General features: G+C 63.7%; 19 protein-coding genes and 1 tRNA gene. 8 read left to right on the top strand and 12 right to left on the bottom strand.

All coding sequences use genetic code 11. The features are described from left to right. The first annotated feature begins 29 nt into the window (after positions 1 to 29). From I6F31_RS18015 to I6F31_RS18005, 3 genes are all read left to right on the top strand, one after another. Positions 30 to 668: a hydrolase gene (locus I6F31_RS18015; RefSeq protein WP_225112189.1), complete on the top strand. Its 639-nt coding sequence runs from the start codon at positions 30 to 32 to the stop codon at positions 666 to 668. A 165-nt stretch (positions 669 to 833) separates the two neighbouring features. Continuing rightward, positions 834 to 1,574, top strand: coding sequence for an SDR family oxidoreductase (locus tag I6F31_RS18010; protein WP_225112188.1), 741 nt, complete (start codon positions 834 to 836; stop codon positions 1,572 to 1,574). Positions 1,575 to 1,638: 64 nt separating this feature from the next. After that, the gene (locus I6F31_RS18005) at positions 1,639 to 2,154 is read left to right on the top strand and encodes a nuclear transport factor 2 family protein (RefSeq protein WP_225141492.1); all 516 of its coding nucleotides are present in this window, start codon (positions 1,639 to 1,641) and stop codon (positions 2,152 to 2,154) included. Positions 2,155 to 2,558: 404 nt separating this feature from the next. Here the strand turns inward: I6F31_RS18005 and I6F31_RS18000 are convergent. The 5 genes from I6F31_RS18000 to I6F31_RS17980 all read right to left on the bottom strand — a co-directional run bounded on the left by I6F31_RS18000 (position 2,559) and on the right by I6F31_RS17980 (position 7,377). Beyond that, positions 2,559 to 2,632: transfer RNA gene (locus tag I6F31_RS18000), tRNA-Gln, on the bottom strand. A 160-nt stretch (positions 2,633 to 2,792) separates the two neighbouring features. Then, positions 2,793 to 3,695 (bottom strand): ribonuclease Z, encoded by a 903-nt coding sequence (gene rnz, locus I6F31_RS17995; RefSeq protein ID WP_225185870.1) that lies wholly within the window; start codon positions 3,693 to 3,695, stop codon positions 2,793 to 2,795. A gap of 52 nt (positions 3,696 to 3,747) precedes the next feature. Continuing rightward, complete coding sequence (locus tag I6F31_RS17990; RefSeq protein WP_225185869.1) at positions 3,748 to 4,731, bottom strand: antibiotic biosynthesis monooxygenase; 984 nt, start codon at positions 4,729 to 4,731, stop codon at positions 3,748 to 3,750. Between the two features lie 15 nt (positions 4,732 to 4,746). Next, a complete protein-coding gene (guaD, locus tag I6F31_RS17985; RefSeq protein WP_225185868.1) occupies positions 4,747 to 6,144 on the bottom strand; it encodes a guanine deaminase in 1,398 nt (465 codons plus the stop codon). Between the two features lie 15 nt (positions 6,145 to 6,159). Next, on the bottom strand, positions 6,160 to 7,377 hold the full coding sequence (locus tag I6F31_RS17980; protein ID WP_225185867.1) for a multidrug effflux MFS transporter: 1,218 nt from the start codon (positions 7,375 to 7,377) through the stop codon (positions 6,160 to 6,162). 509 nt (positions 7,378 to 7,886) lie between these two features. On the opposite strand from I6F31_RS17980, the gene I6F31_RS17975 reads away from it, so the two are divergent. Then, on the top strand, positions 7,887 to 8,471 hold the full coding sequence (locus tag I6F31_RS17975; RefSeq protein WP_225185866.1) for a DUF1349 domain-containing protein: 585 nt from the start codon (positions 7,887 to 7,889) through the stop codon (positions 8,469 to 8,471). A gap of 44 nt (positions 8,472 to 8,515) precedes the next feature. Here I6F31_RS17975 and I6F31_RS17970 read toward each other — a convergent pair whose 3' ends face one another. After that, positions 8,516 to 9,145, bottom strand: coding sequence for a TetR/AcrR family transcriptional regulator (locus tag I6F31_RS17970; RefSeq protein ID WP_225185865.1), 630 nt, complete (start codon positions 9,143 to 9,145; stop codon positions 8,516 to 8,518). A gap of 199 nt (positions 9,146 to 9,344) precedes the next feature. Between I6F31_RS17970 and I6F31_RS17965 the strand changes: the two genes are divergently transcribed. Beyond that, the gene (locus tag I6F31_RS17965) at positions 9,345 to 10,589 is read left to right on the top strand and encodes an efflux RND transporter periplasmic adaptor subunit (protein ID WP_036001246.1); all 1,245 of its coding nucleotides are present in this window, start codon (positions 9,345 to 9,347) and stop codon (positions 10,587 to 10,589) included. A 182-nt stretch (positions 10,590 to 10,771) separates the two neighbouring features. Next, positions 10,772 to 13,960 (top strand): multidrug efflux RND transporter permease subunit, encoded by a 3,189-nt coding sequence (locus tag I6F31_RS17960; protein WP_036001401.1) that lies wholly within the window; start codon positions 10,772 to 10,774, stop codon positions 13,958 to 13,960. A 36-nt stretch (positions 13,961 to 13,996) separates the two neighbouring features. Here I6F31_RS17960 and I6F31_RS17955 read toward each other — a convergent pair whose 3' ends face one another. The 6 genes from I6F31_RS17955 to I6F31_RS17930 all read right to left on the bottom strand — a co-directional run bounded on the left by I6F31_RS17955 (position 13,997) and on the right by I6F31_RS17930 (position 19,009). Further along, positions 13,997 to 14,509, bottom strand: coding sequence for a hypothetical protein (locus tag I6F31_RS17955; RefSeq protein ID WP_036001249.1), 513 nt, complete (start codon positions 14,507 to 14,509; stop codon positions 13,997 to 13,999). Between the two features lie 86 nt (positions 14,510 to 14,595). Then, entirely contained in the window at positions 14,596 to 15,042 is a 447-nt protein-coding gene (locus I6F31_RS17950) for a MaoC family dehydratase (RefSeq protein WP_036001252.1), read from the bottom strand. 484 nt (positions 15,043 to 15,526) lie between these two features. Further along, the gene (locus I6F31_RS17945; RefSeq protein WP_036001255.1) at positions 15,527 to 15,949 is read right to left on the bottom strand and encodes a hypothetical protein; all 423 of its coding nucleotides are present in this window, start codon (positions 15,947 to 15,949) and stop codon (positions 15,527 to 15,529) included. Positions 15,950 to 15,961: 12 nt separating this feature from the next. Then, positions 15,962 to 16,183: a hypothetical protein gene (locus tag I6F31_RS17940; protein WP_007592399.1), complete on the bottom strand. Its 222-nt coding sequence runs from the start codon at positions 16,181 to 16,183 to the stop codon at positions 15,962 to 15,964. Between the two features lie 113 nt (positions 16,184 to 16,296). Then, positions 16,297 to 17,115 carry a lytic murein transglycosylase gene (locus tag I6F31_RS17935; RefSeq protein WP_036001257.1) on the bottom strand — a complete coding sequence of 273 codons (819 nt, stop codon included), beginning with the start codon at positions 17,113 to 17,115 and terminating at the stop codon, positions 16,297 to 16,299. Positions 17,116 to 17,155: 40 nt separating this feature from the next. Continuing rightward, entirely contained in the window at positions 17,156 to 19,009 is a 1,854-nt protein-coding gene (locus I6F31_RS17930; RefSeq protein WP_225185864.1) for an NAD(P)/FAD-dependent oxidoreductase, read from the bottom strand. 171 nt (positions 19,010 to 19,180) lie between these two features. Between I6F31_RS17930 and I6F31_RS17925 the strand changes: the two genes are divergently transcribed. Then, on the top strand, positions 19,181 to 20,806 hold the full coding sequence (locus tag I6F31_RS17925) for a long-chain fatty acid--CoA ligase (RefSeq protein WP_225185863.1): 1,626 nt from the start codon (positions 19,181 to 19,183) through the stop codon (positions 20,804 to 20,806). Between the two features lie 31 nt (positions 20,807 to 20,837). Then, positions 20,838 to 22,049 (top strand): acyl-CoA dehydrogenase family protein, encoded by a 1,212-nt coding sequence (locus I6F31_RS17920; RefSeq protein WP_036022388.1) that lies wholly within the window; start codon positions 20,838 to 20,840, stop codon positions 22,047 to 22,049. Positions 22,050 to 22,064: the final 15 nt, after the last annotated feature.

Below are 22,064 nucleotides of genomic sequence, written 5' to 3'. Positions count from 1 at the left end.
GAACCCCGACCGATAAGAGAGGCCCAGCAATGGCCAGTGAACCGATCCGCAATCCGCAGACCGACCATCTTCTGACGCCGCAGAACGCGGCATTCATCATCATCGACTATCAGCCGATTCAGGTGTCCTCGATCCGCTCGATTCCGCGCGACGAGCTGGTGTTCAACATCGTGAGCACCGCCAAGGCGGCCGTGCATTACAAGCTTCCGATCGTCCATTCGACGGTCAATGTTGCAACCGGCCGCAACAAGCCACCCATTCAGGAACTGCAGGCCGTCCTCGGGCACCTGCCGACATACGACCGGACCTCGATCAACAGCTGGGAGGACACAGCGTTCAAGCAGGCGGTGAAGGCGATCGGCCGCCACAAGCTGATCATGACCGCGCTCTGGACCGAAGCCTGCCTGACGTTCCCGGCGCTGGACGCGATCCAGGAGGGCTATGAGGTCTATGTGCCGGTCGACGCGGTCGGCGGGACGTCGCTGGCCGCGCATGAGGCGGCGCTGCGCCGCATCGAGCAGGCCGGTGCCAAGCTGATCAGCCGGGTGCAGATGTATTGCGAGCTCCAGCGCGACTGGGCGCGCGAAGCGACCGTCCCGGGATTCATGGGCGTCTTCGAAAGCTTCGACGGGTTCAACCCCGAGAAAGCTGCGGGAGCAGTTCGATAGCAGGCTACGACCAAGGGGCTTCGCCCTCAAGGGCCCGTGTCGCAGAGAGACACGGGCCGCGCCTGGACGGGACCAGATGAGCCGCCCTGCCCATACAAGGCGGAGCATATCGGGCGCCTGATATGAGGCCGTGCTCAAATTCGAAGATGAAAGAAAAGGACAACGATGATCCATCTGGACGGGAAGCGTGCGTTGGTGACTGGCGGGGCGCGGGGCATCGGAGCCGCAATTACCTTGGCGCTGGCTGAGAACGGCGCGCACGTGGCGTTCACCTTTCAGCGTTCGGTCGAACAAGCCAACGCGGTGGTCAAGTCCGTGGAGGCGACAGGACGGCGCTCGGTCGCAATCCAGGCCGACAGCGCGGACCCGGGCGCCATCGTACGCTCCGTGCAAGAAGCCGTCTCGGGGCTCGGCGGACTCGACATCCTCGTCAACAATGCGGCGATCGGTCAGTACGGACTGATCGCTGATCTTGACGTGGCCAAATACCAAACTCTGATGGACGTCAACGTGCGAGCGCCAGTTCTGTTTGCCAAGGCTGTCATTCCCCATCTTTCCGCAGGAGGTCGCATCATCTCGATCGGATCGGATCTCGGCGAGCGCGTCCCGTTTCCCGGAGTGACCGCCTATGCGATGTCCAAGGCTGCCTTGATCTCCTTTACGCGCGGCTTGTCGCGTGAACTTGGCCCTAGGGGCATCACCGTGAATCTTGTCCAACCCGGGTCGGTAGACACGGATGCCAATCCGGCGGACGGGCCGACTTCCGCTGTCCAGAAGAGTCTTACATCGCTGGGGCGATTCGCTGAGCCGCGCGAAATCGCGAATGCTGTGGTCTTTCTGGCCAGCCCTTCGGCAAGCGTGATCACTGGCGCCACCCTGACCGTTGATGCAGGCGCAATCGCGTAAGGGAGGTCAATTGAAGCAACACTGACGCCTCGATTCCTAGAATTTCCTAAAGGAGGAACCCACCATGTCCACTCGTGCGCCCGCTCTTGCCCAGAGGTCGTCTACAGCCGAACCCGCCTCGACGGCATCGCCTTTGGCGGTACTGCGGTCGATTTTGTCGAATCCGACCGATCTGGATTTCGTCAAACAATTTACGACTGATGACTTCATCTATGTATCGCTCAACTATGAACACGCGGAACTGAAGCAGATCATGCCTTGGGCCGGAACAAACAAAGGCACCGAGGGACTGGTTCAGACCTTTATCGACGTCAGTCGTTATTGGACGATAGACGACTTCCAAATTCAGGACAGTTTTGAAAATAAGAACGGCGCCGCGATCTTTGGCTCCTTTACTTACACGTCAAACATTCTGGGTAAAACCGTCACATCACCTTTCGCGGTTCTGGCGCGCGGCGAGAACGGCAAGCTGTCCTACGTGCAGTTTATGGAAGATACCTTTGCAACAGTTCGCAGTTTCAGAGAAAGCGGCGAGTATCTCATCAAAGCAAGTCCAGACGGATCGGAAACCCTCGTCTGACAGCTTATAGCTGCCTACGCGACGTGATCATCGCATTCCCGTTCAGCTGGCGCGCCAAGCGGCGGGCGCCCCGGCGTCGATCGGGCGATTCTTCCTGCCGAGCTAGGCCGAGCATGTGAGCCAGCACGAGCGGGCGACGAAGCACGATCATGATGTTCACGCCCGGACGCACCGATTTCGCGGTCAACTCCTCCATCGCGCAGATGTCTAGTCCGGTTTGGCAAAGCTGCCATTCGCGCGTCGAGCGAACCTCTCCGCGAGGGCTCGGATTGGCTTACGCTTGGCTCTTGGCTGTCCCCATCCGGAGAAAATTGTCGGACAGATCGCTGAGGTCATCTCAAAGTGAGCAGAATCGACCGGGTGCCGGGAATAGTAGATCGTAGATGTGCGTACGTGGGAGTGCGTGGCTGGGGAACCTGGATTCGAACCAAGACAAACAGAGTCAGAGTCTGTTGTGCTACCGTTACACCATTCCCCAACGGAATAGTCGAGCAAATTCAAAGACTTAACCGATTTGCTCGACTGTGGCCGGGAAGCGCATCGCGCCAATCGCGGCTCAGGCGTGGCAGCCTTCTACCCGCTCGCATCTGGGCTGGCAAGCGCTGCGGTGGATGGATCGGGGGTCAGAGCAGGTTTGATCAGACGACGATGTGGTCGAAGTCTGCGGCGATCCGGGTGTTCGGGAAGATTTTTGCCGCCTCGGCGAGAATCTCTGCGTCTTCGTAGCGTCCCGACATATGCGTCAGCACGAGCTGTCCGACCTCGTTCGCGGCGGCAAAGGAGGCCGCTTCTGCCGCGGTGAGATGGCCGTAATTCCGCGCGGTCGGCGCGTCGCGATCGAGGAACGTCGCCTCGATCACCAGCATGTCGGCGCCGGCCACGTATTGCGACAATCCATCGGTGGTCTCGGTGTCGCCGATCACGACGAGCTTGCTGCCGCCGCTCGGCGGACCGAGGACGTCTTCCGGATCGATAGTTCGGTCGGCAACCACGATCGGTCGGCCGGCGGCCAACTCGCCGCGCAACGGACCGTCGGGGACACCCAGCGCGATGAGGCGATCAGGCCGCAGATGACGGCGCGCGGGGCTTTGGAAGATGAAGCCGAAGCTGTCGGTGTCGCGGTGGCGGACCGGAAAACAGTCAACGGCGAATTCACCGGTATCGATAGCTCGTCCCTCGGTCAGCGCTTCGAACTGGACGGCGATCGGCGCCCTGCCCGCGCCCCACAGGCCGGCGAGCATGCGGGTGACGAGGTCGAGCGTGCCCGCGCCGCCGTGAACGGTCATTATCTCGGACGTCTGCCGCAAGCCGAGCGTCGAGAATAATCCGGGGATGCCGAGCACGTGGTCGAGATGGGCGTGGGTGAGCAGGATGCGGTCGAGCCGCCGGAAGCCGGCGCCGCTGCGCAGCAGCTGGCGCTGCGTGCCCTCGCCGCAATCGACCAGGACGCGCTTGCCTGCGGCTTCCACAAGGAGTGCCGGATGGTTGCGCTCCGCCGAGGGAACGCTCGCCGATGTCCCGAGAAACGTCAGGGCGAACATGGTCGTCGATGTCCAGCGACCGTCCTCCTCCGCGTCGATACGGTTGACGGTCTCACCGTCCCCAATGCCACGCGAGCAGCAGCGCGTACAGGCCCATCGACCCGGCATAGAGCACGGCGAGCAGCACGTACCCCGCGATCTGGCGACTGATCGTCGCCTTCGGCGTCACCCACCAGTCGAGCGCCTTGAAGGCGGCGGGCACCAGCCACCAGCCGAGCAGCTGCGTGCTGACGAGATTGCCGATGAACAGCGACAGCCAGACCGGCACGCCGTTTCGGTCGATCAGGGGCGCGCTGATGAAATAGCCCCAGAGGTAGACTACGGGATAAAGGACCAGGAGAACGATCAGGTTGCTCTTCCAGATGAAACCGGGCCCTTGCTCCGGGGCCGACGTCTTGCCGGCCGGGAACCAGAAATTGAAGCCGTAGCTCGCCCGCCTCACGTGCATTCCGGCATTGAAGCGCGCGCCCTCCTTCAGCAGCGTCTGCCGCAACGGCGAGTCGAGCCACGCATTGAGATTGGCATCGCTGTCGAAAGACAGGATGATGATCCATTCGTCGTGCAGGCCCGGAATCGGCCGCTCGATCTTGTGCCGCAGAAATCCCTTGAACTCGGCCTCCGCCGCCTGGATGCGCTGCTGCCATTTCAGGAACGCGTCCTCGAGTCCATCAGGGACTTTGAATGAGATGACGGCCGAGACCGCGCTGTCGCGCGGGACGCCGGTGTCGGGCAGGATATGGACGTCCTCCGAACCGACGAAGAAGCGCTGCACTTCCGCGATCAACTTCGCCCGCACCTCGCTCTGCAGCCAGGCACGTGCCGCAGCCGGGCTCGCGAAACGCAGGATCGTCACCCAGTCCACATGCGCCGGCGGTTGCGGCGGCACCACCTCAAGGCTGAGAAAGCCGGGCCAGGCCTTGAGCACCTCGCCGACCTCGCCGTTCCACCGGGCGAACGCAGCAAAACCGTCGTCGGCGATGCGGCGCTGGATGACGAGAGCGACCGGCTGGCCGGCTGTATCAGGAGATGCGCTCATTGGCAGCGGTCCGCCTCAGCCTTTCTTGTAGAGACGCTTGCCCATCACCCAGGTCTCGTCGACGCAGCGATCGTCGCCGACCATCATGATGGCGAACAGCATGCTCGCGGCCTCGTCCATCGTGCGCGGGCCGGCACCGTCGGCGATCAGCGATTGATGCCACGCTTGCGCGACCTGCCCGCCGTTCGGATCGAGCGCGACGAAATCGGCCTCCTTGCTGGGCTCGAAATTGCCGAGCTTGTCGTCGATGTAGAGGCCTTCGGCGCCGCCGAGCGTGATCGACCAGAAACCGCGATAGGGCGAGAGCTTGTTGCGCTCGGCTTCCGCGAGGTCCTTGCGCGCGGGATCGATGCTGCCGTCGAGCAGCGTGTTGTTGCACATGCCGACCTTGTAGGCGTCGTCGAGCACGGAGATCATCGAGAAGCGGTTGCCGCCGCCGACATCGGTGCCGAACGACATCTTGACGCGATGCTCGGGATCGGTGGCGCGGCCGAGGCGGAACAGGCCACTGCCGAGGAACAGATTCGAGCACGGGCAGAACACCACCGCCGCGCCCTTCTTCGACATGCGGCGGAACTCGTTGTTGGAGAGATAGACGCCGTGGCCGCCGGAGAATTTCGGACCGACCAGGTCGAACTTCTCGTAGACACCGAGATAATCCTGGCAGTCCGGATGCTCGACCAGCACGCCGCTGCATTCGGCCGGATTCTCGGAGATATGGGTGTTGACCCAGCAGTCCGGATGCTCGTGCTTGAGACGCTGACACGCTCTCAGCAATTCCGGCGAGGCACCAAAGGCGAAGCGCGGCGTGATGGCGTAGAGATTGCGGCCCTTGTTGTGGTACTGCGCGATCAGCCGCTTGCTGTCGCGATAGAAATTTTCCGGCGTATCGATGAAATCGGCCGGCGCGTTGCGATCGATCCCGGTGAGGCCCGCGATGACGCGCATGTTGCGCCTGCTCGCTTCCTCGAACAACTCCTCGGTCGAAACAGGCGAGGAGCTCGTGAAGGCCTGGCAGGTGGTGGTGCCTGAGGCGAGCAGCGCATCGAGGAAACGCTTCACGCCCTCGCGCGCGTAGTCGCGATCCCGGTATTTGAGCTCTTCCGGGTAGACCCATTTCTGCAGCCACGGCAGGAGCTGCTCACCATAGGCCCCTAACACGCGCGTCTGCGGCAGATGGATGTGGCCGTCGATGAAGCCGGGAACGATGATGCGGTCCTTGATGTGGGTGACCTCGACGCCCGGATGGGCGGCGGCAATCTTGTCATAAGGACCGAACGCCTTGATCACGCCGTCAGTGACGACCATGAGACCATCCTGGTGAAAGCGCGCGGCGGCCGGCTCGTTGCCGACGTGCTTCCAGGGATCGTCGACGAAATCGAAGAACGTGCCGCGAATTCCGACCGTGGCCATGATTTGGTTCCTTATTTAACTGTGTGTCGCTTGCCGCGCCGACGGCAGCGAGATCGCGAGCAGCGTCCCCGCAATGGCGCAGAGCCCGAGATAAAGCCATCCGATCGGCGCCTGTGTCGCTTCGGGCAACACCGCCGTGATCGCCATGGCACCGCTCACGGCGAGATAGCAGAGCGCGCTGATGAGGCCGCCAACCAGGCCATGGTCGCGTTCGAACAGGCCAAGCGCCATGCCGTACATCATCGGGCACAGCACGCCGCAGCCGCCGAGCACCAGCGCGCCGCCGATCGTGATCGACGTAAAATCCAGACCTAGGGTCATGCCCGTTACGCTCAGGACCGCAGAGCCGGCGAGGAACAGCGCGAAGGCGCCGAAGCCCAGCATGCGCGCCGGCATGAAGCGTGCGAAATGCGCGCAGCCGAGCTCGCCGGCGAGATTGACCCCGCCAAGCCCGAGTGCGACGAGGCCGTAGATGGCCGCCGAATAGCCGAGACCGGTCTGGTAGAAGAACGGCGCGACGACGCCGAACGCCAGCTGCGCGCTGGCCGCCGCGGCAAACACCAGCACGAAGGCGAGGAAGCCCGGGCGGACCAGCGCATCGCGCAAGATACCGGCAGTGCGGCGCGGATCGAACGGCGCGCGCCGCTCTGCCGGCAATGTTTCGGGCAGAAGAAATGCGACGATCGTGGCGACGATCGCCGCGGCGACGGCAATGACGACGAAGACGCCGCGCCACGAGGTCAGCTCGACGATGAAGCCACCGGCTGCCGGCGCCAGCACCGGCGCAAGGCCCCAGGCGGCACCCAACAAGCCGGAGATCGCGGTGAGCTCGCGGCCGCGGAAACAATCGGCTGCGACCGCATAGGCGACGACGAGACAAGTGCAGCCGCCGATGCCTTGCAGGAAGCGCAAGCCGAGCAGCAGCGAGGCGCTGGTGGCCATCGCACAGGCGATGCTCATCGCGATCAGGACCGACAGGCCTGCGAGCAGCACGTTGCGGCGGCCGAGAGTGTCCGAGGCGATACCGACCGGCACCAGCGCCAGAGACATGCCGAGCATGTAAGCGGTGACGGTGTTCTGCATCGACGCCGCGTCAGCTGCGAGATCCACCACCATCTGCGGCAGGCCCGGCGTATAGGCATCGAGCGGAATCTGGCTGAACGGCACGACGCACAACAGGATCGGCACGATCCCACTCCTGGCGCGACCGGCGTCCGAAGCAAGTGCAGTCATGGCTTACGCCCCCTCGATGCCCGCAGGCCCCATCTTTTCGTGCGCGCAATGAGACACGATGCAGGTTGCGGATATTCACGCACGGAACGTGCCAGAACTGTATGTAAAAACTCTTAGGGGTTCCCGTATCGATACGGTTTGCGGCGCTGGATGATCAGGCTCCGGGCACGCTCAAACAAAAATGCGAAAACAACCCCATGCACAGTACGAATCATTGAAGAATTTCGCGCCGCATGGTGCGGGTCCTGCCGGCGAAGGCCGTTTGACACGTCGGGCAGAACAGGCGCAAAGTTGCATGATCGCCGATCGTGAATCCGCAACTCGCGCCGACGCCGTTAACCGGTCGGAAGCCATGGCTGCTATGAAACGTGAGCCGGCCTCGACATCGGCACCACTGTCGATGGCGCGAGGCTGAACTCTATGCACGCGCCCGATCGCAGTTTGCACGAGGCCATGCTTGTCCGGCAGATGGATCGAGCCACGGCAGGCATCGGCAATCGAGGTTGGAAATGACTCTCCTCAGAAGTGACGGCGTGTGGTTGAACGAACCGAAACGATGGACGGCAGAGGACGATCGCCTCCAGGTCGTGACGGACAAAGGCACCGATTTCTGGCGCGAAACCTACTACGGCTTTAATCGTGACAGCGGGCATTTCCTGGGCTTTCCAACCCGCGAGGCATTCACCGCCAGCTTACGTGTACAGGGCGACTTCCAGACGCTCTACGATCAGGCGGGCATCATGGTGCGCATCGACGCGCGACATTGGGTCAAGGCCGGCATCGAACTGTCGGACGGCCGCGCCATGCTTGCAAGCGTGCTAACCGACGGGCGATCGGACTGGGCAACGGCACCCTATGAGCATGATGCCGGAGACTTCTGGGTCCGCGCAAGCGTCGCCGACGGCGTCCTTCGTCTACAAGTCTCGGCCGATGGCAAGACCTGGCCTCTCATGCGGCTAGCGCCGTTTCCGGCAGCAAGCTCCTATCTTGTGGGCCCGATGGCCTGCACGCCCGAGCGGGCGGGACTGGAAGTCGTGTTCTCGAACTTTCGTCTGACACCGCCGCTTGGAAAGGACCTTCACGACCTGAGCTAAGCGGCCTTGCGATCTATCGCGCTCCCGAGCGGGCAGATCGTCGTTCAGCGCAGCGCCCTGCCACTCGTCTCTATCGCCTCCGCCGACTGCGCCTCGACCGCCTGCACGGCGACATCAGCGACCTGCCGCAGCGCTTCACGATCGGCGCCTGAAGACGCCATCACGCCCATGCCGACCGCCACCGCCGAGACATAGCGCGCGAGCGCGGCCGGATCGGCGCTCTCCTTGAGATCGCCCTCCGCCTTGGCCCGGACGAAACGGTCGCGGAGCTGGTCCTCGTTCTGGGCGCGGCGGGCGGCGAGCTCGAAGGGGACGTTTTCTGAGCCGGTGCCGCAGGCGATGCCGCCCTGCACGAGCAGGCAGCCGGGCGGATTGGCGGGATCGGTCTGCTTGTCGGCGATGCCCATCAGCATTCGCTCGGCGACGGCTCGGGCGGTGGGCGCTGCGACCACCTCGTCCATCCAGATGTTGCGCAGCGTGGTGTAGCGGTCGAGCGCAGCCTTCAGCAGGCCTTCCTTGTTGCCGAAGCAGGCGTAGAGACTGGGCGGATTGATGCCCATGGCCTCCGTGAGCTGGGCTATGGTCGCGCCCTCATAGCCATGGCGCCAAAACACTTCCATCGCCTGGTCCAACGCCGTTTCGGCGTCGAATTCGCGGGGGCGTCCCATGCCCATGTGCCTGTCTCCTCGGATTCGGCGTGCTGTCTCAGCCTAACGCCGGATCCTATCTATTTGTTCTAGCTTTCTTTTTCTTGTATCTTCCAATCGTCGCGGTATCGGCGTACAATTTTCTTAGTGATTGGTACATAAGTATCTTGCACTGCGGTATCCAGCTCCACATCTGTAGTGAACACTACATATCTGGAGCGCGCAAATGCATCCCTCCCAAAATACCTCCCGCACTGGCCATTTCCGCCGCCTTCTGGGCGGCGTCGCCATCGTGGGCGCCCTCGCCGCGGCCGGCTCGATCGTGACCGGCCGCTATTTTCATGCGGCGCAAGCGACCGCACCGGCGGCCGCAGCTGAACAAGCCGTTTCCGTCACCGTCGCGATGATCGAGCCGCGGCAGACCGTGCTGTGGGACGATTTCTCCGGCCGGCTCGAGGCGATCAACCGTGTCGAGCTCCGCCCCCGCGTTGCGGGTGCGATCATGTCGGCGAACTTCACCGAGGGCGCGCTGGTGAAGGCCGGCGACGTGCTGTTCAAGATTGATCCCGCCCCCTATGCGGCCGAGGTCGACAAAGCTGCCGCCCAGCTCGAGGCCGCCAAAGCGCGCGTCGTCTTCACCCAAAGCGAGCTCGAGCGTGGCGCACAGCTCGTCGGCAACGCCGTGGTCACCCGGCGGGACTACGACCAGCGCGACAACGCCAATCGCGAAGCAATCGCCAACGTCAAGGCGGCCGAGGCGACGCTGCAGACCGCAAAGCTCAATCTCGACTACACCGAAGTGCGCGCCCCCGTGGATGGCCGCGTCGGCAAGATCGAGGTCACCGTCGGCAATCTCGTCGCCGCCGGCACCGCCTCGCCGGTGTTGACCTCGCTGGTCTCGGTCAATCCGATCTACGCCTCGTTCGATGCGGACGAAGAGGTGGTGCTGCGCGCGCTGAACTCGATCGCCGATGCTTCCGGCCAACGCGGCAAGCTCGACCAGATCCCGGTCGAGATGACGACCTCGGGCGGCTTGTCCGCGAAGGGCAACATCCAGCTGATCGACAACCAGGTCAACGGCCAGAGCGGCACCATCCGTGTCCGCGCGGTGTTCCGCAACGACGATGGGCGTCTCATCCCCGGCCAGTTCGCGCGCGTGCGCATGGGCCAGCCGAAGCAACAGGCGCTGGTGATGATCGACGAGCGCGCGATCGGCACCGACCAGGACAAGAAGTTCGTGATGGCAGTCGGCGACGACAGCCGCGCCGTCTACCGGCCGGTCACGCTCGGCGGCGCGGTCGATGGGCTTCGCATCGTCACCTCGGGCCTGAAGTCCGGCGACCGCATCGTCGTCAATGGTCTGCAACGCGTGCGTCCGGGAGCCCTCCTCAAGACGGAGGTGGCGGCGATGGGCGCACGGGGGCCGCAGCAGGCGTCGAACCACAGCAACCAGGACGTGGTGCAGCGTTAATGCACCCCGTCATCCCGGGGCGCGCATCGCGCGAACTACGGTGCGCAATTGCGCACCTGAGAATCTCGAGCGTACGAAACTCCGAACACATCACCTCTGGATTCCGGGTTCGCGCTTCGCGCACCCCGGAATGACGAGTGGAGGTCTCGGAGAACATCAGGATATTGCCCAGGGGCAAGGCCATGAATCTGTCAAAGTTCTTCATCGATCGTCCGATTTTCGCCGGCGTGCTGTCGGTCCTGATCTTCCTTGCCGGCCTGATCTCGCTGTTCGCGATGCCGATCTCGGAATATCCGGACGTCGTGCCGCCCTCCGTCGTGGTGCGCGCGACCTATCCCGGCGCCAACCCCAAGGTTATCGCGGAGACAGTGGCGACCCCGATCGAGGAGCAGATCAACGGCGTCGAGAACATGCTCTACATGTCGAGCCAGGCGACCACCGACGGCGCGATGACGCTGACGGTGACGTTCCGGCTCGGCACCGATCCCGACAAGGCGACGCAGCTGGTGCAGAACCGCGTGCAGCAGGCCGAGCCGCGTCTGCCGGCCGTCGTGCGCCAGCTCGGCATCATCACCAAGAAGTCCTCGCCCGACCTCACCATGGTGGTGCATCTGTTGTCGCCGAACGGCCGCTACGACATGACGTATTTGCGCAACTATGCCGTGCTCAACGTCAAGGACCGGCTGGCGCGGATCGACGGCGTCGGCGACGTCCAGCTCTATGGCGCCGGCGACTATTCGATGCGGGTCTGGGTCGATCCGCAGAAGGCGGCCGAGCACGGCCTGACCGCAAGCGACATCGTGCGCGCCATCCAGGCGCAGAACGTCGAGGCTGCCGCCGGCGTGGTCGGCTCCTCTCCGAACGTCAAAGGCATCGATCTCCAGCTCTCGGTCAATGCCGAAGGCCGGCTCGCCAACGAGGAGCAGTTCGGCGACATCGTGGTCAAGACCGGCACGCGCGGCGAGGTCGTTCGTCTGCGCGATGTCGCGCGCATCGAGCTCGGCGCGTCCGAATACGGCCTGCGCTCGCTGCTCGACAACAAGCATGCGGTGGCAATCCCGATCTCCCAGGCGCCCGGCTCCAACGCGCTGCAGATCTCCGACAACGTCCGCGCCACCATGGCGGAGATCAAGAAGAACATGCCGGAGGGCGTGTCCTACCAGATCGTCTACGACCCGACTCAGTTCGTTCGCTCCTCGATCGAAGCCGTCATCCACACGCTGTTGGAAGCCATCGCTCTCGTGGTGCTGGTGGTGATCCTGTTCCTCCAGACCTGGCGGGCTTCGATCATCCCCCTGCTGGCCGTGCCGGTGTCGATCGTCGGCACCTTCGCCGTGATGCACGTGTTCGGCTTCTCGATCAACGCGCTCACCTTGTTCGGCCTGGTGCTCGCTATCGGCATCGTTGTCGACGACGCCATCGTCGTGGTCGAGAACGTCGAGCGCAACATCGAGTCCGGGCTGTCGCCGCGCGATGCCACCTATCAGGCCATGCGCGAGGTCTCGGGCCCGATCATCGCGATCGCGCTGGTGCTGATCGCGGTGTTCGTGCCGCTCGCCTTCATCTCCGGCCTCACGGGACAGTTCTACAAGCAGTTCGCGCTAACGATCGCGATCTCGACGGTGATCTCGGCCATCAATTCCCTGACGCTATCTCCGGCGTTGTCGGCGCTGCTGCTCAAGGGCCACAACGAGCCGAAGGACTGGCTGACGCTGATCATGGAGAAGAGCCTCGGCTGGTTCTTCCGCGGGTTCAACAAGGCGTTCACGCGGTCCTCGGAGAACTACAGCGGCAGCGTCGGCAAGGTGATCTCGCGTAAGTCCGCGATGATGGGCCTTTATGTGGTCCTCGTCGGACTCACCGCATTTCTGTTCCAGCAGGTGCCGAGCGGCTTCGTGCCGGGCCAGGACAAGCAATATCTGGTCGGCTTCGCCCGCCTGCCCGACGGCGCCACGCTCGACCGCAGCGAAGAGGTGATCCGCAGGATGAGCGACATCGCGCTGACCCAGCCCGGTGTCGAGAGCTCGGTGGCCTTCCCGGGCCTGTCGATCTCCGGCTTCACCAACTCATCCAATGCCGGCATCGTATTCTCGACGCTGAAGCCGTTCGACGAGCGCAAGGATCCCTCGCTCAGCGGCCCTGCGATCGCGGCCGAGCTGAACAAGAAATATGCCGGCATCCAGGAAGCCTTCATCGCCATGTTCCCGCCGCCGCCGGTCAACGGCCTCGGCACCATCGGCGGCTTCAAGCTGCAGATCGAGGACCGCGCCGGTCTCGGCTATGACGCCCTGAACGAGGCAACCACCGCCTTCATGGCGGCGATGCAGAAGGCGCCGGAGATCGCGGGCGTGTTCTCCAGCTTCCAGGTCAACGTGCCCCAGCTGTTCGCCGACATCGACCGCACCAAAGCGCTGCAGCTGGGCGTGCCCGTTACCGAGGTGTTCAACACGCTGCAGATCTACCTCGGCTCCTACTACGTCAACGACTTCAACAAGTTCGGCCGCACCTATTCGGTCCGCGTCCAGGCCGATGCGCCGTTCCGCGCCCGCGCCGACGACATCAGGCAGTTGAAGGTGCGCTCGTCGTCCGGCGACATGGTGCCATTGTCGGCGCTGCTCAATATCCGCCAGAGCGCGGGGCCGGAGCGCGCGATACGCTACAACGGCTTCCTCTCGTCCGATATCAACGCGGCGGCTGCGCCGGGCTTTTCATCGGGCCAGGCGCAGGAAGCGGCGACGCGGATCGCGGCGGAGGTGCTGCCGCCGGGCTTTGCCTTCGAATGGACCGACCTGACCTATCAGGAGTTCATCGCCGGCAATTCCGGCATCTGGGTGTTTCCGCTGGCGATCCTGCTGGTGTTCCTGGTGCTGGCCGCGCTCTATGAGAGCCTGACCCTGCCGCTGTCGATCATCATGATCGTGCCGATGGGCTTGCTCGCCGCGATGTTCGGCGTCTGGATCTCCAAGGGCGACAACAACGTCTTCACCCAGATCGGCCTCATCGTGCTGGTCGGCCTCTCCGCCAAGAACGCGATCCTGATCGTCGAATTCGCGCGCGAGCTCGAATTCGCTGGGCGCACGCCGATCCGGGCTGCGATCGAAGCTAGCCGCTTGCGGCTACGCCCGATCCTGATGACGTCGATGGCGTTCATCATGGGCGTGCTGCCGCTGGTGCTCTCGACCGGCGCCGGCTCGGAGATGCGGCGCGCCATGGGCGTTGCCGTGTTCTCGGGCATGATCGGCGTCACCGTGTTCGGCCTGTTCCTGACGCCGGTGTTCTATGTGCTGCTCAGAACCGTCACGGGCATGAAGCCGCTGGTTCATCACGGCAGTGACATCAGCGCAGCGCCGGTCCAGGGGCCTGCCGAGTGAACAGCGTCCCGCCGCGGCACGCCCCCGGCGGGACCATCATTTCCGGTTCTCCTCGCAGAATTTCAGCGCCGCCAGCGCCTCGCCGGCCCGCGGGATCTGCATCTCGATGCTGTCATCGTCGTCGTCCTCGAAGTCCAGCGTGAGGCGCTTGGCCTTCGCGAGGCGGTCCATGATCGACTGGTCGTATGCGAAGATGCCGCGCACCGTCGTCTTGTCCATGACCTCCCACTTGGCCTTCTTCATGATGTCGGCATCGTCGGTGCCGACATCGGCCCGGAGGATCTCACCGGCCTTGTCCCATTCCCAACCGTCGTAGATCATCACGATCACGATCGCCTGCTCGGAATAGGTGATCACGATGACGTAGTCGCGGTTCTCGTCATCCTTGTCCTTGTAGCCGCGGCTGGCATTGCAATGGGTGTCCTGCGCCCGCTTCTCGATGGTCCAGTCGCCGACTTTGGATTGTTGCGCAAGCGCGGGCCTCGAGCTCGAGGCGGTTGCGCTCAAGACGCAAGCGAGAATTCCGGCGGCAAGAAGAGATCGTTTCATGTCGGCCTCCAGCGCGTTCCCCGCGCCGAGATGACCACCTCTCCCGGCGGCTCGCAAGAGGGCGAGGCGAACGGCCGGCGGCCGTCCTATCCCCGCCGCGGCACGATCGCGATCGGAGTGAAGGTGTAAACCTCCTCGCCGTTCTGGTTGAACATGGTCCATTTCACCAGCGCGATGCCTTGCGGCTTCGATTTCGACGGCGTCAGGCTCATGACCTCGCCGACCAGATGCAGGCGGTCGTTGGGCCGCACCGGCATGGTCCAGCGCAGGCCGTCCACACCGGCGCCGATCAGCGGATGCGGGCCGAACGGACGGGTCTGGATCGCAAGGTTCATGGCGATCGCGGCGGTGTGCCATCCCGAGGCGGCAAGCCCCTTGAACAGGGTCTGCTTCGCCGCCTCGTGGTCGAGATGCATCGGCTGCGGATCGAACTCGGCGGCAAAGCGCTTGATGTCGGCCTCGGTGACCACGACTTCGGGGGATTTGAACTGCATTCCGATGGTGAGATCGTCGAACCACTCGACCTGCGCCATGATTTTGCCTCGCAAAATGACGTGCCGCTCCCGAAGAGACGGCTCAAAATCGACTGAGCCATGAGGGATATAGCGGGCCCGCAGCGCACAAACCAGCGCAAGGTTCCTGACGAAACCCCTTTCCCGATGCGACGAAACACGCCTGAAACAGATGGCCGCTTAAGTAGTTGTCAAAATAAATACAGGGACGGCCACCATGCAGTTCATCCTCGACCTGATCTACGAATATTCGTGCTGCCAGAATCTCGTTGCCCAGCCGCTGCGGGAGGACGAGCTATGATCGAGCTGATCTCAGCCCTGCTCGCGCTGTGCAGCATCGGCGTCTTCGCGGCGCATGCGTTCGACGCTTACCGCACTACGCATTCCTGACCGTTCTGACGCTAAAGCGCGATGCGATTAGGATGAATCGTCATCGCGCTTTAGGTTGTTGTTTGAGCATGATCTTTTTGGAAAACCGCTCCGCACTTTTCCTCCGGATCATGCTCTAGAAAGGTCGCCGGTAGAAGTGCTCGGAATGCGTCGCCGGCGGAAACCGGTTGGCGAGCGCAAGCGCCCCCCTCTCGTCCGTCTCGAGCGCGATCTTCTGCGCCAACATCACATCGCCCGGTACCAGGAAGCCTGACGGGACGAAGCACCACCCCATCGTCGCGCGCCCCTCACTATCGACCTCGTGGACGTTGGCGGCTGTGCCGTAGTGGATGCGATAGGTCCGGCCGGTGTCGCAACCGACGACGTCGAAATACCGAAACTGCTCGAATTGAGCGCGCTGCGCCGGTGACAGCCATTCGGCCAGAAGCCGGCGGCCACGCGCATCCGGCGTGTTCTCGCCGAAGAAGCGGCGATAGAGTTCACGCAGCGCATGCAAGCGCGCACGCGCCGGCGCGCGGAGCCAAACTGCCGCGATCATGAGCAGCTCAGATCAACCGCCGACCAGGCGGGGATAGAACAGCGTTTCCTGCGCGGTCGGATCGAACGATCGGATCCGGGTCACTTCGCCGGGTCCGGTTCGAAGCGCGGCGGTGAAGCCCGCTCCGGTCAGCTCACGAAAGCGCCGTTCGGCTCGCGCCAGCGCCTCGGCGTTGCCAGGATCAAACTCGTGGCGCGTATCGCCAGTTTGGTCCATCACGATCTGGGTAGCCATGTTGAGTCTCCTCATGCCCAGCCCTGAACTTGATCAAAGCAAACCTCGTGCCGTCGGTTCCAGAAGGCAACAACTTTCTCTCGCCGTCGCATCACACGTCGCTGAGCAAGAGCTCAGCGTGAGGCCGCAGCACTCCCGCCCTCGTCGATCTGCCGGCCCATCAGCGCGATCGCCTTCTGATAGACACCAGCGGCATTCCAAGCCTCGATGGCAGCGAAATTGGGCTCGCCCGGCTGGTATCCGGCTCCCGCACGCCAACCATGGGCTTTGAGGAAATTCGCGGTCGAGTTCAGCGCATTGGCCGCAACTTCGAGATTGCCGGTGCCGTAGGCCAGAATGCTCTTGGGCATGAACTGGGTCTGGCCGACCTCGCCATGCATGGAGCCGCGGGTCGATCCCGACAGCGTACCGCGGTCGATCAGCTTCAGGGCGGCATAGAGCTGGTCGGTGAAGAATTCGGGACGGCGGCAGTCATAGGCGAGGGTCGCAATCGACGACAGCATGTTCTGGTTGCCGCGCTGGCTGCCGAAGCCGGTCTCCATGCCCCAGATCGCGATCAGCGGCCCGGGCGGGACGCCATAGCGCTGCTCGATCGAGGCGAACAAGGCGGCCTGCGACTGCTTGAGCTGCCGGCCCTTGGCGACGATGGTGGTGGCGCCGCGCTTGGCCAGGAACTGGTCCAGCGTCAGCGAGAAGCTGCGCTGGCCGCGGTCGGCCGCGATCGTGGCGCTGGCATAGTTCGTTTGCATCAGCGCCGACAGTGCGGTGGGGCCGATGCCCTTGCCCTGAGCCTCCGCGCTGAACTCGCGCTTCCAGGCCTCGAAGCCGGCCGGCGAGCTGCCGCATTGCGCGGCCTCGGCGGAGGATGCCAGGCAACCGAGCAGCGTCATTGCGCCAAGAACCGCTCCCGCAACAGCCCTGCCCCTGATCATGCCCGACCTCTCCTGTCCTGTACCGCTCGGCGGCGCAATCTTACCCGCTGGAATGCGCCGACTCCATGGCCCGATCATAGGACAATTCGAGGCCTTCCAGGTTGCCCTCTTTGCGCCATTTGTCGAGCAGCCGCAGGAATGCCACCGGCCCGCGCCAATATTGGCTGTTTCTTGCCGCGATCGGATCGAACACGCCTTCGTTATTGTAGTAGCCCGGCGTGCATTCGGCGAGATAGGTCTGCCGACCGAGCGCGGCCTTGACGACCTCCTCGACCCAGGCGTTCTCGGCCGCAAGCGTCGGCTCCAGGGTGCGTGCGTTGCGCTCGCGCGCCTGCTTGATGACATAGGCGATGTGCTGCGACTGCTCGTCGATGATGTGCGGAAAATTGGCGCTCTGGCCGGCCTGCACGGTGACGATCAGGAAGCAGTTCGGAAAGCCGCGGCTGTAGAAGCCGTGCAGCGTCTTGACGCCGTCCTGCCAGCGCTCGGACAGGCTCATGCCGTCGCGGCCATAGACCTCGAAGCCCATTCGGCGCGCGTAATCGGTGCCGACCTCGAAGCCGCTGGCATAGATCAGGCAGTCGAGCTCGTAGGCCTTGCCGCCGGCGACGACGGCATTCTCGGTGATGCGTTCGACGCCCTTTCCCCCGGTATCGACGAGATGCACGTTGGGACGGTTGAAGGTGTCCAGATATTCGTCGTGGAAGCAGGGCCGCTTGCAGAACGCCTTGTACCAGGGCTTGAGCGCAGCCGCGGTCGCCTCGTCCTTGACCACGGTGTCGACGCGCGCGCGGATCTCCTCCATCTTGCGGTAGTCGGCCTGCTCGATGACCTTCAGCGCTTCCTCAATCGAAGTCACCGGCTGCTTTTGCCGGCGCGGTGCCAGCAGGATTTCGCCGAGCAGGCCGGTCCAGCCGTCCTGCACCAGGTCCTGCTCGAACGGCTCGCCTGAAATCACGGCCGTAAAATTGTCCATGCGCTCGCGCTGCCAGCCTGGCTTGAGGCTCTGCGCCCAGGCCGGGTCCGTCGGACGATCGTCGCGAACGCCGATTGCGGACGGCGTGCGCTGGAACACATAGAGCTCCTTGGCGGAGCGGCCGAGATGCGGCACGCATTGCACGGCGGTGGCGCCGGTGCCGATGATGCCGACGCGCTTGCCGGCAAGACCGGTCAGGCCACCATCCGCGTTGCCGCCGGTGTAGCCGTAATCCCAGCGGCTGGTATGAAAGCTGTGACCTCTGAACGTCTCGATGCCGGCAATCCCCGGCAGCTTCGGACGGCTCAGCGGACCGCCGGCGAGGATGACGAAGCGCGCGCGGATCTGGTCGCCCCTGTTGGTCTCGACCAGCCACCGCGCCTCATGCTCCTGCCAGGTCATCCGCGAGATGACGGTCTGAAACAGCGCGCGCTCGTACAGGTCGAAATGACGGCCGATGCGGCGCGAGTGCTCGTAGATCTCCGGCGCCCGGGCATATTTGCGCACGGGCATGTAACCGGTCTCTTCCAGCAACGGCAGGTAGATATAGCTCTCGGTATCGCAGGCGGCGCCGGGATAACGATTCCAGTACCAGGTGCCGCCGAAGTCGGCGGCCTTTTCCACGATACGAAAATCCGCGATGCCGGCCTCGCGCAATCGCGCGCCACACAGCAGGCCGCCGAAGCCACCGCCGACGATGAGCACTTCGGTCGCTTCGTTGATGGCCGCGCGCGCAAATCCGGGATCGGCCCAGGGGTCGTCGAGATAACGGCCGAACTCGCCCGCAACCTCGACATACTGCGCCTTGCCCTCGGCGCGCAGACGGCGGTCGCGCTCGTCGCGATAACGGGCACGGAGGGCGGAAATATCGACCGTAGAAGCGCCGCTTGCATCGGTCTTGTGTCTTTCCGCTGACATTCGATTCCTCCCGCGCATGCTGCTTCGCCGGCAGCTCACCGCACGTTAGCGCCGAAAAAGCGCGGCATGCAATCACGCTGATTGTTTTTTGCGTGAACGCTGCGTGACGTTCCGCTAACCTCGAGCGCAAATCACGAGCCACGCAACGACGTGACCATCCGGAGGGAGACCATGCAGGGATTGATGATGGACATGCCGCTGCTGATCAGCGGCCTGATCCAGTATGCGGCCGATTATCATGGCGAAGCCGAGATCGTCGCACGCGAGATCGAGGGCGACATTCATCGCTACACCTACGCCGACGCCCATCCGCGCATCAAGCGCATGGCGCTGGCGCTGAAGCGGCTAGGCATGAAGCAAGGCGACCGCGTCGGAACGCTGGCCTGGAATACACACCGGCATTTCGAGATGTTCTACGCCGCGCCGGGCATGGGCTACGTGCTTCACACGGTCAATCCCAGGCTGTTTCCCGAGCAGCTCGTCTACATCATCAACCATGCCGAGGACCGCCTGCTCTACATCGACCGCGCCACGCTGCCGATCGTGGAGGCGATTGCGCCGCAGCTGAAGACGGTCGAGGCCTATGTCGTGATGTCCTCGCGCGAGCGGATGCCGGAGACGAAGCTCGCGAACGTGCATTGTTACGAAGAGCTTCTGGAACGCGAGAACGACGCCGGCTTCGCCTGGCCGGAGTTCGACGAGAAGGCCGCCTCGACGATCTGCTACACCTCGGGCACGACGGGCAATCCAAAGGGCGTAATCTACTCGCACCGCGCCGCGATCCTGCAGACCATGACCTGCTGCAATTTCGACTTCCTGCCGGGACATGTCGAAGGTGTGCGCGAGGTGATGATGCCGATGGCGCCGCTGTTCCACGGCAATGGCTGGAACATGCCGTTCACAGCGCCCTATACGGGATCGAAGCTCGTGCTGCCCGGCCGCAACTACGAGCCGGACAAGCTCTATGAATTGCTGGAAGGCGAGAAGGTAACGCTGTCGGCGGGCGTGCCGAGCTTTTGGCTGATCCTGCTCGATTGGCTCGGGCGGACCGGCAACAGATTCTCGACCTTGCGCGCGACGTTGTCGTCGGGCTCGGCCCCGCCGCGCGCGATGGTGGAGAAGCTCAAGCGCGAGTACAATGTCGATTACATCCAGGCCTGGGGCATGACCGAGGCGCTGGGCTGCTCGATGCCAGGGCTGCGGCCGGGCTCGGAGCATCTCAGCGAGAAGGAGAAATTCGACCGTCGCCAGGTCTCCGGCCGCGCCTGCTTCGGCACGCATTTGCGCATCGTCGACGACGCCGGCATTGAGCTGCCGCGCGACGGCAAGACGGTCGGCCATTTGCGCGCCCGCGGGCCCTGGGTTGCCTCCGGCTACATGAAGCTGGACGAAGGCCTCGACCGCGACGGCTGGCTGATCACCGGCGACATGGCCGTGATCGACCCACAAGGCCACGTCACGCTGACCGACCGTTCCAAGGACGTGATCAAGTCCGGCGGCGAGTGGATCTCCTCGATCCAGCTCGAGGACATCGCCCTGTCCCACCCCGACGTGCTGCAAGCGGCCGTCGTCGCGATCAGCCACGAGAAATGGCAGGAGCGCCCCCTGCTCCTCGTCGTCCGCAAGAAGGGCGCGACCGTCGACGGCAAGGCGCTGCTCGAGCACATGCGTCCGAAGATCGCGAGCTGGTGGCTGCCGGACGCCGTCGAATTCCTCGACGAATTCCCGATGACCGGCACCGGCAAGGTGCTGAAATCCGCTCTGCGCGATAGGTTCAAAGAGTACCGGGTCGCGTGACCCGCTCGCCGTCGATCAAGGAGACCAGAAAATGCTCTATCCGATGTCGCCGAAAGTCGTCGAGCTCAAGCGCAGGCTCGAAAGCTTCATGGACCGGCACATCTATCCAAACGAGGAGCGCTTCTACCGCGAGGCTGAAGAGCTCGGGCCGTGGAAGGTCTATCCGGTCGTCGAGGAGCTTAAGCCGCTGGCGCGCGCGGAGGGGCTGTGGAATCTGTTTCTGCCCGAGAGCGATCACGGCGCGGGCCTCTCCAATCTCGAATACGCGCCACTGTGCGAGGTGATGGGCCGTTCGCACCTTGCTCCTGAAGTCTTCAACTGCTCGGCGCCCGACACCGGCAACATGGAGGTGCTGGAGCGTTACGGCAGCGAGCAGGACAAGGAGCGCTGGCTGAAGCCGCTGCTCGCGGGCGAAATCCGCTCCTGCTTCGCCATGACCGAGCCGGCGGTCGCATCATCCGATGCGACCAACATCGAGAGCTCGATCGTACGCGACGGGGACCATTACGTCATCAACGGGCGCAAATGGTACACCACCAACGCGACCGACCCGCGCTGCAAGATCTGCATCTTCATGGGCAAGACCGACCCCGACAATCCCGACCGTCACAAGCAGCAATCCATGATCCTGGTGCCGATGGACACGCCGGGCATCGAGGTCAAGCGTCCCCTGCCCGTGTTCGGCTTCTACGGAGTGCCCGACCGCGCCTCCGAAGTGGTGTTCACCAATGTGCGCGTGCCCAAGGAGAACATGCTGCTCGGCGAGGGCCGCGGCTTCGAGATTGCGCAGGGCCGTCTCGGGCCCGGCCGCATCCATCATTGCATGCGGCTGATCGGCCTTTCCGAACGCACGCTGGAGAAGATGTGCCGCCGCGTGCGGAGCCGGGTCGCCTTCGGCAAGCCGGTCTCGGAGCAGACGGTGACGCAGGAGCGCATTGCGGAGGCGCGCATCATGATCGAGCAGGCGCGGCTACTGACGCTGAACGCGGCCCATGCGATGGACACGGTCGGCAACAAGGTGGCGAAGGCAGAGATCGCAATGATCAAGGTCGCCGTGCCCAACATGGCCTGTCAGATCATCGACTGGGCCATCCAGGCCCATGGCGGCGGCGGCACCTCGAACGATTTCGGCCTGACGCAGGCCTACGCCACCGCGCGCTTGCTGCGACTTGCCGATGGACCCGATGAGGTCCATCGCAACCAGATCGCGCGGCTCGAGCTGAAGAAATACTCGAACGCGTAAGAAAGGCGCTCTTCC

Origin of the sequence: Bradyrhizobium sp. NBAIM01 (assembly GCF_020194115.1) — a bacterium.
GTDB classification, from domain to species: domain Bacteria; phylum Pseudomonadota; class Alphaproteobacteria; order Rhizobiales; family Xanthobacteraceae; genus Bradyrhizobium; species Bradyrhizobium yuanmingense.
This window is presented reverse-complemented; position numbering and strand designations above follow the sequence as displayed.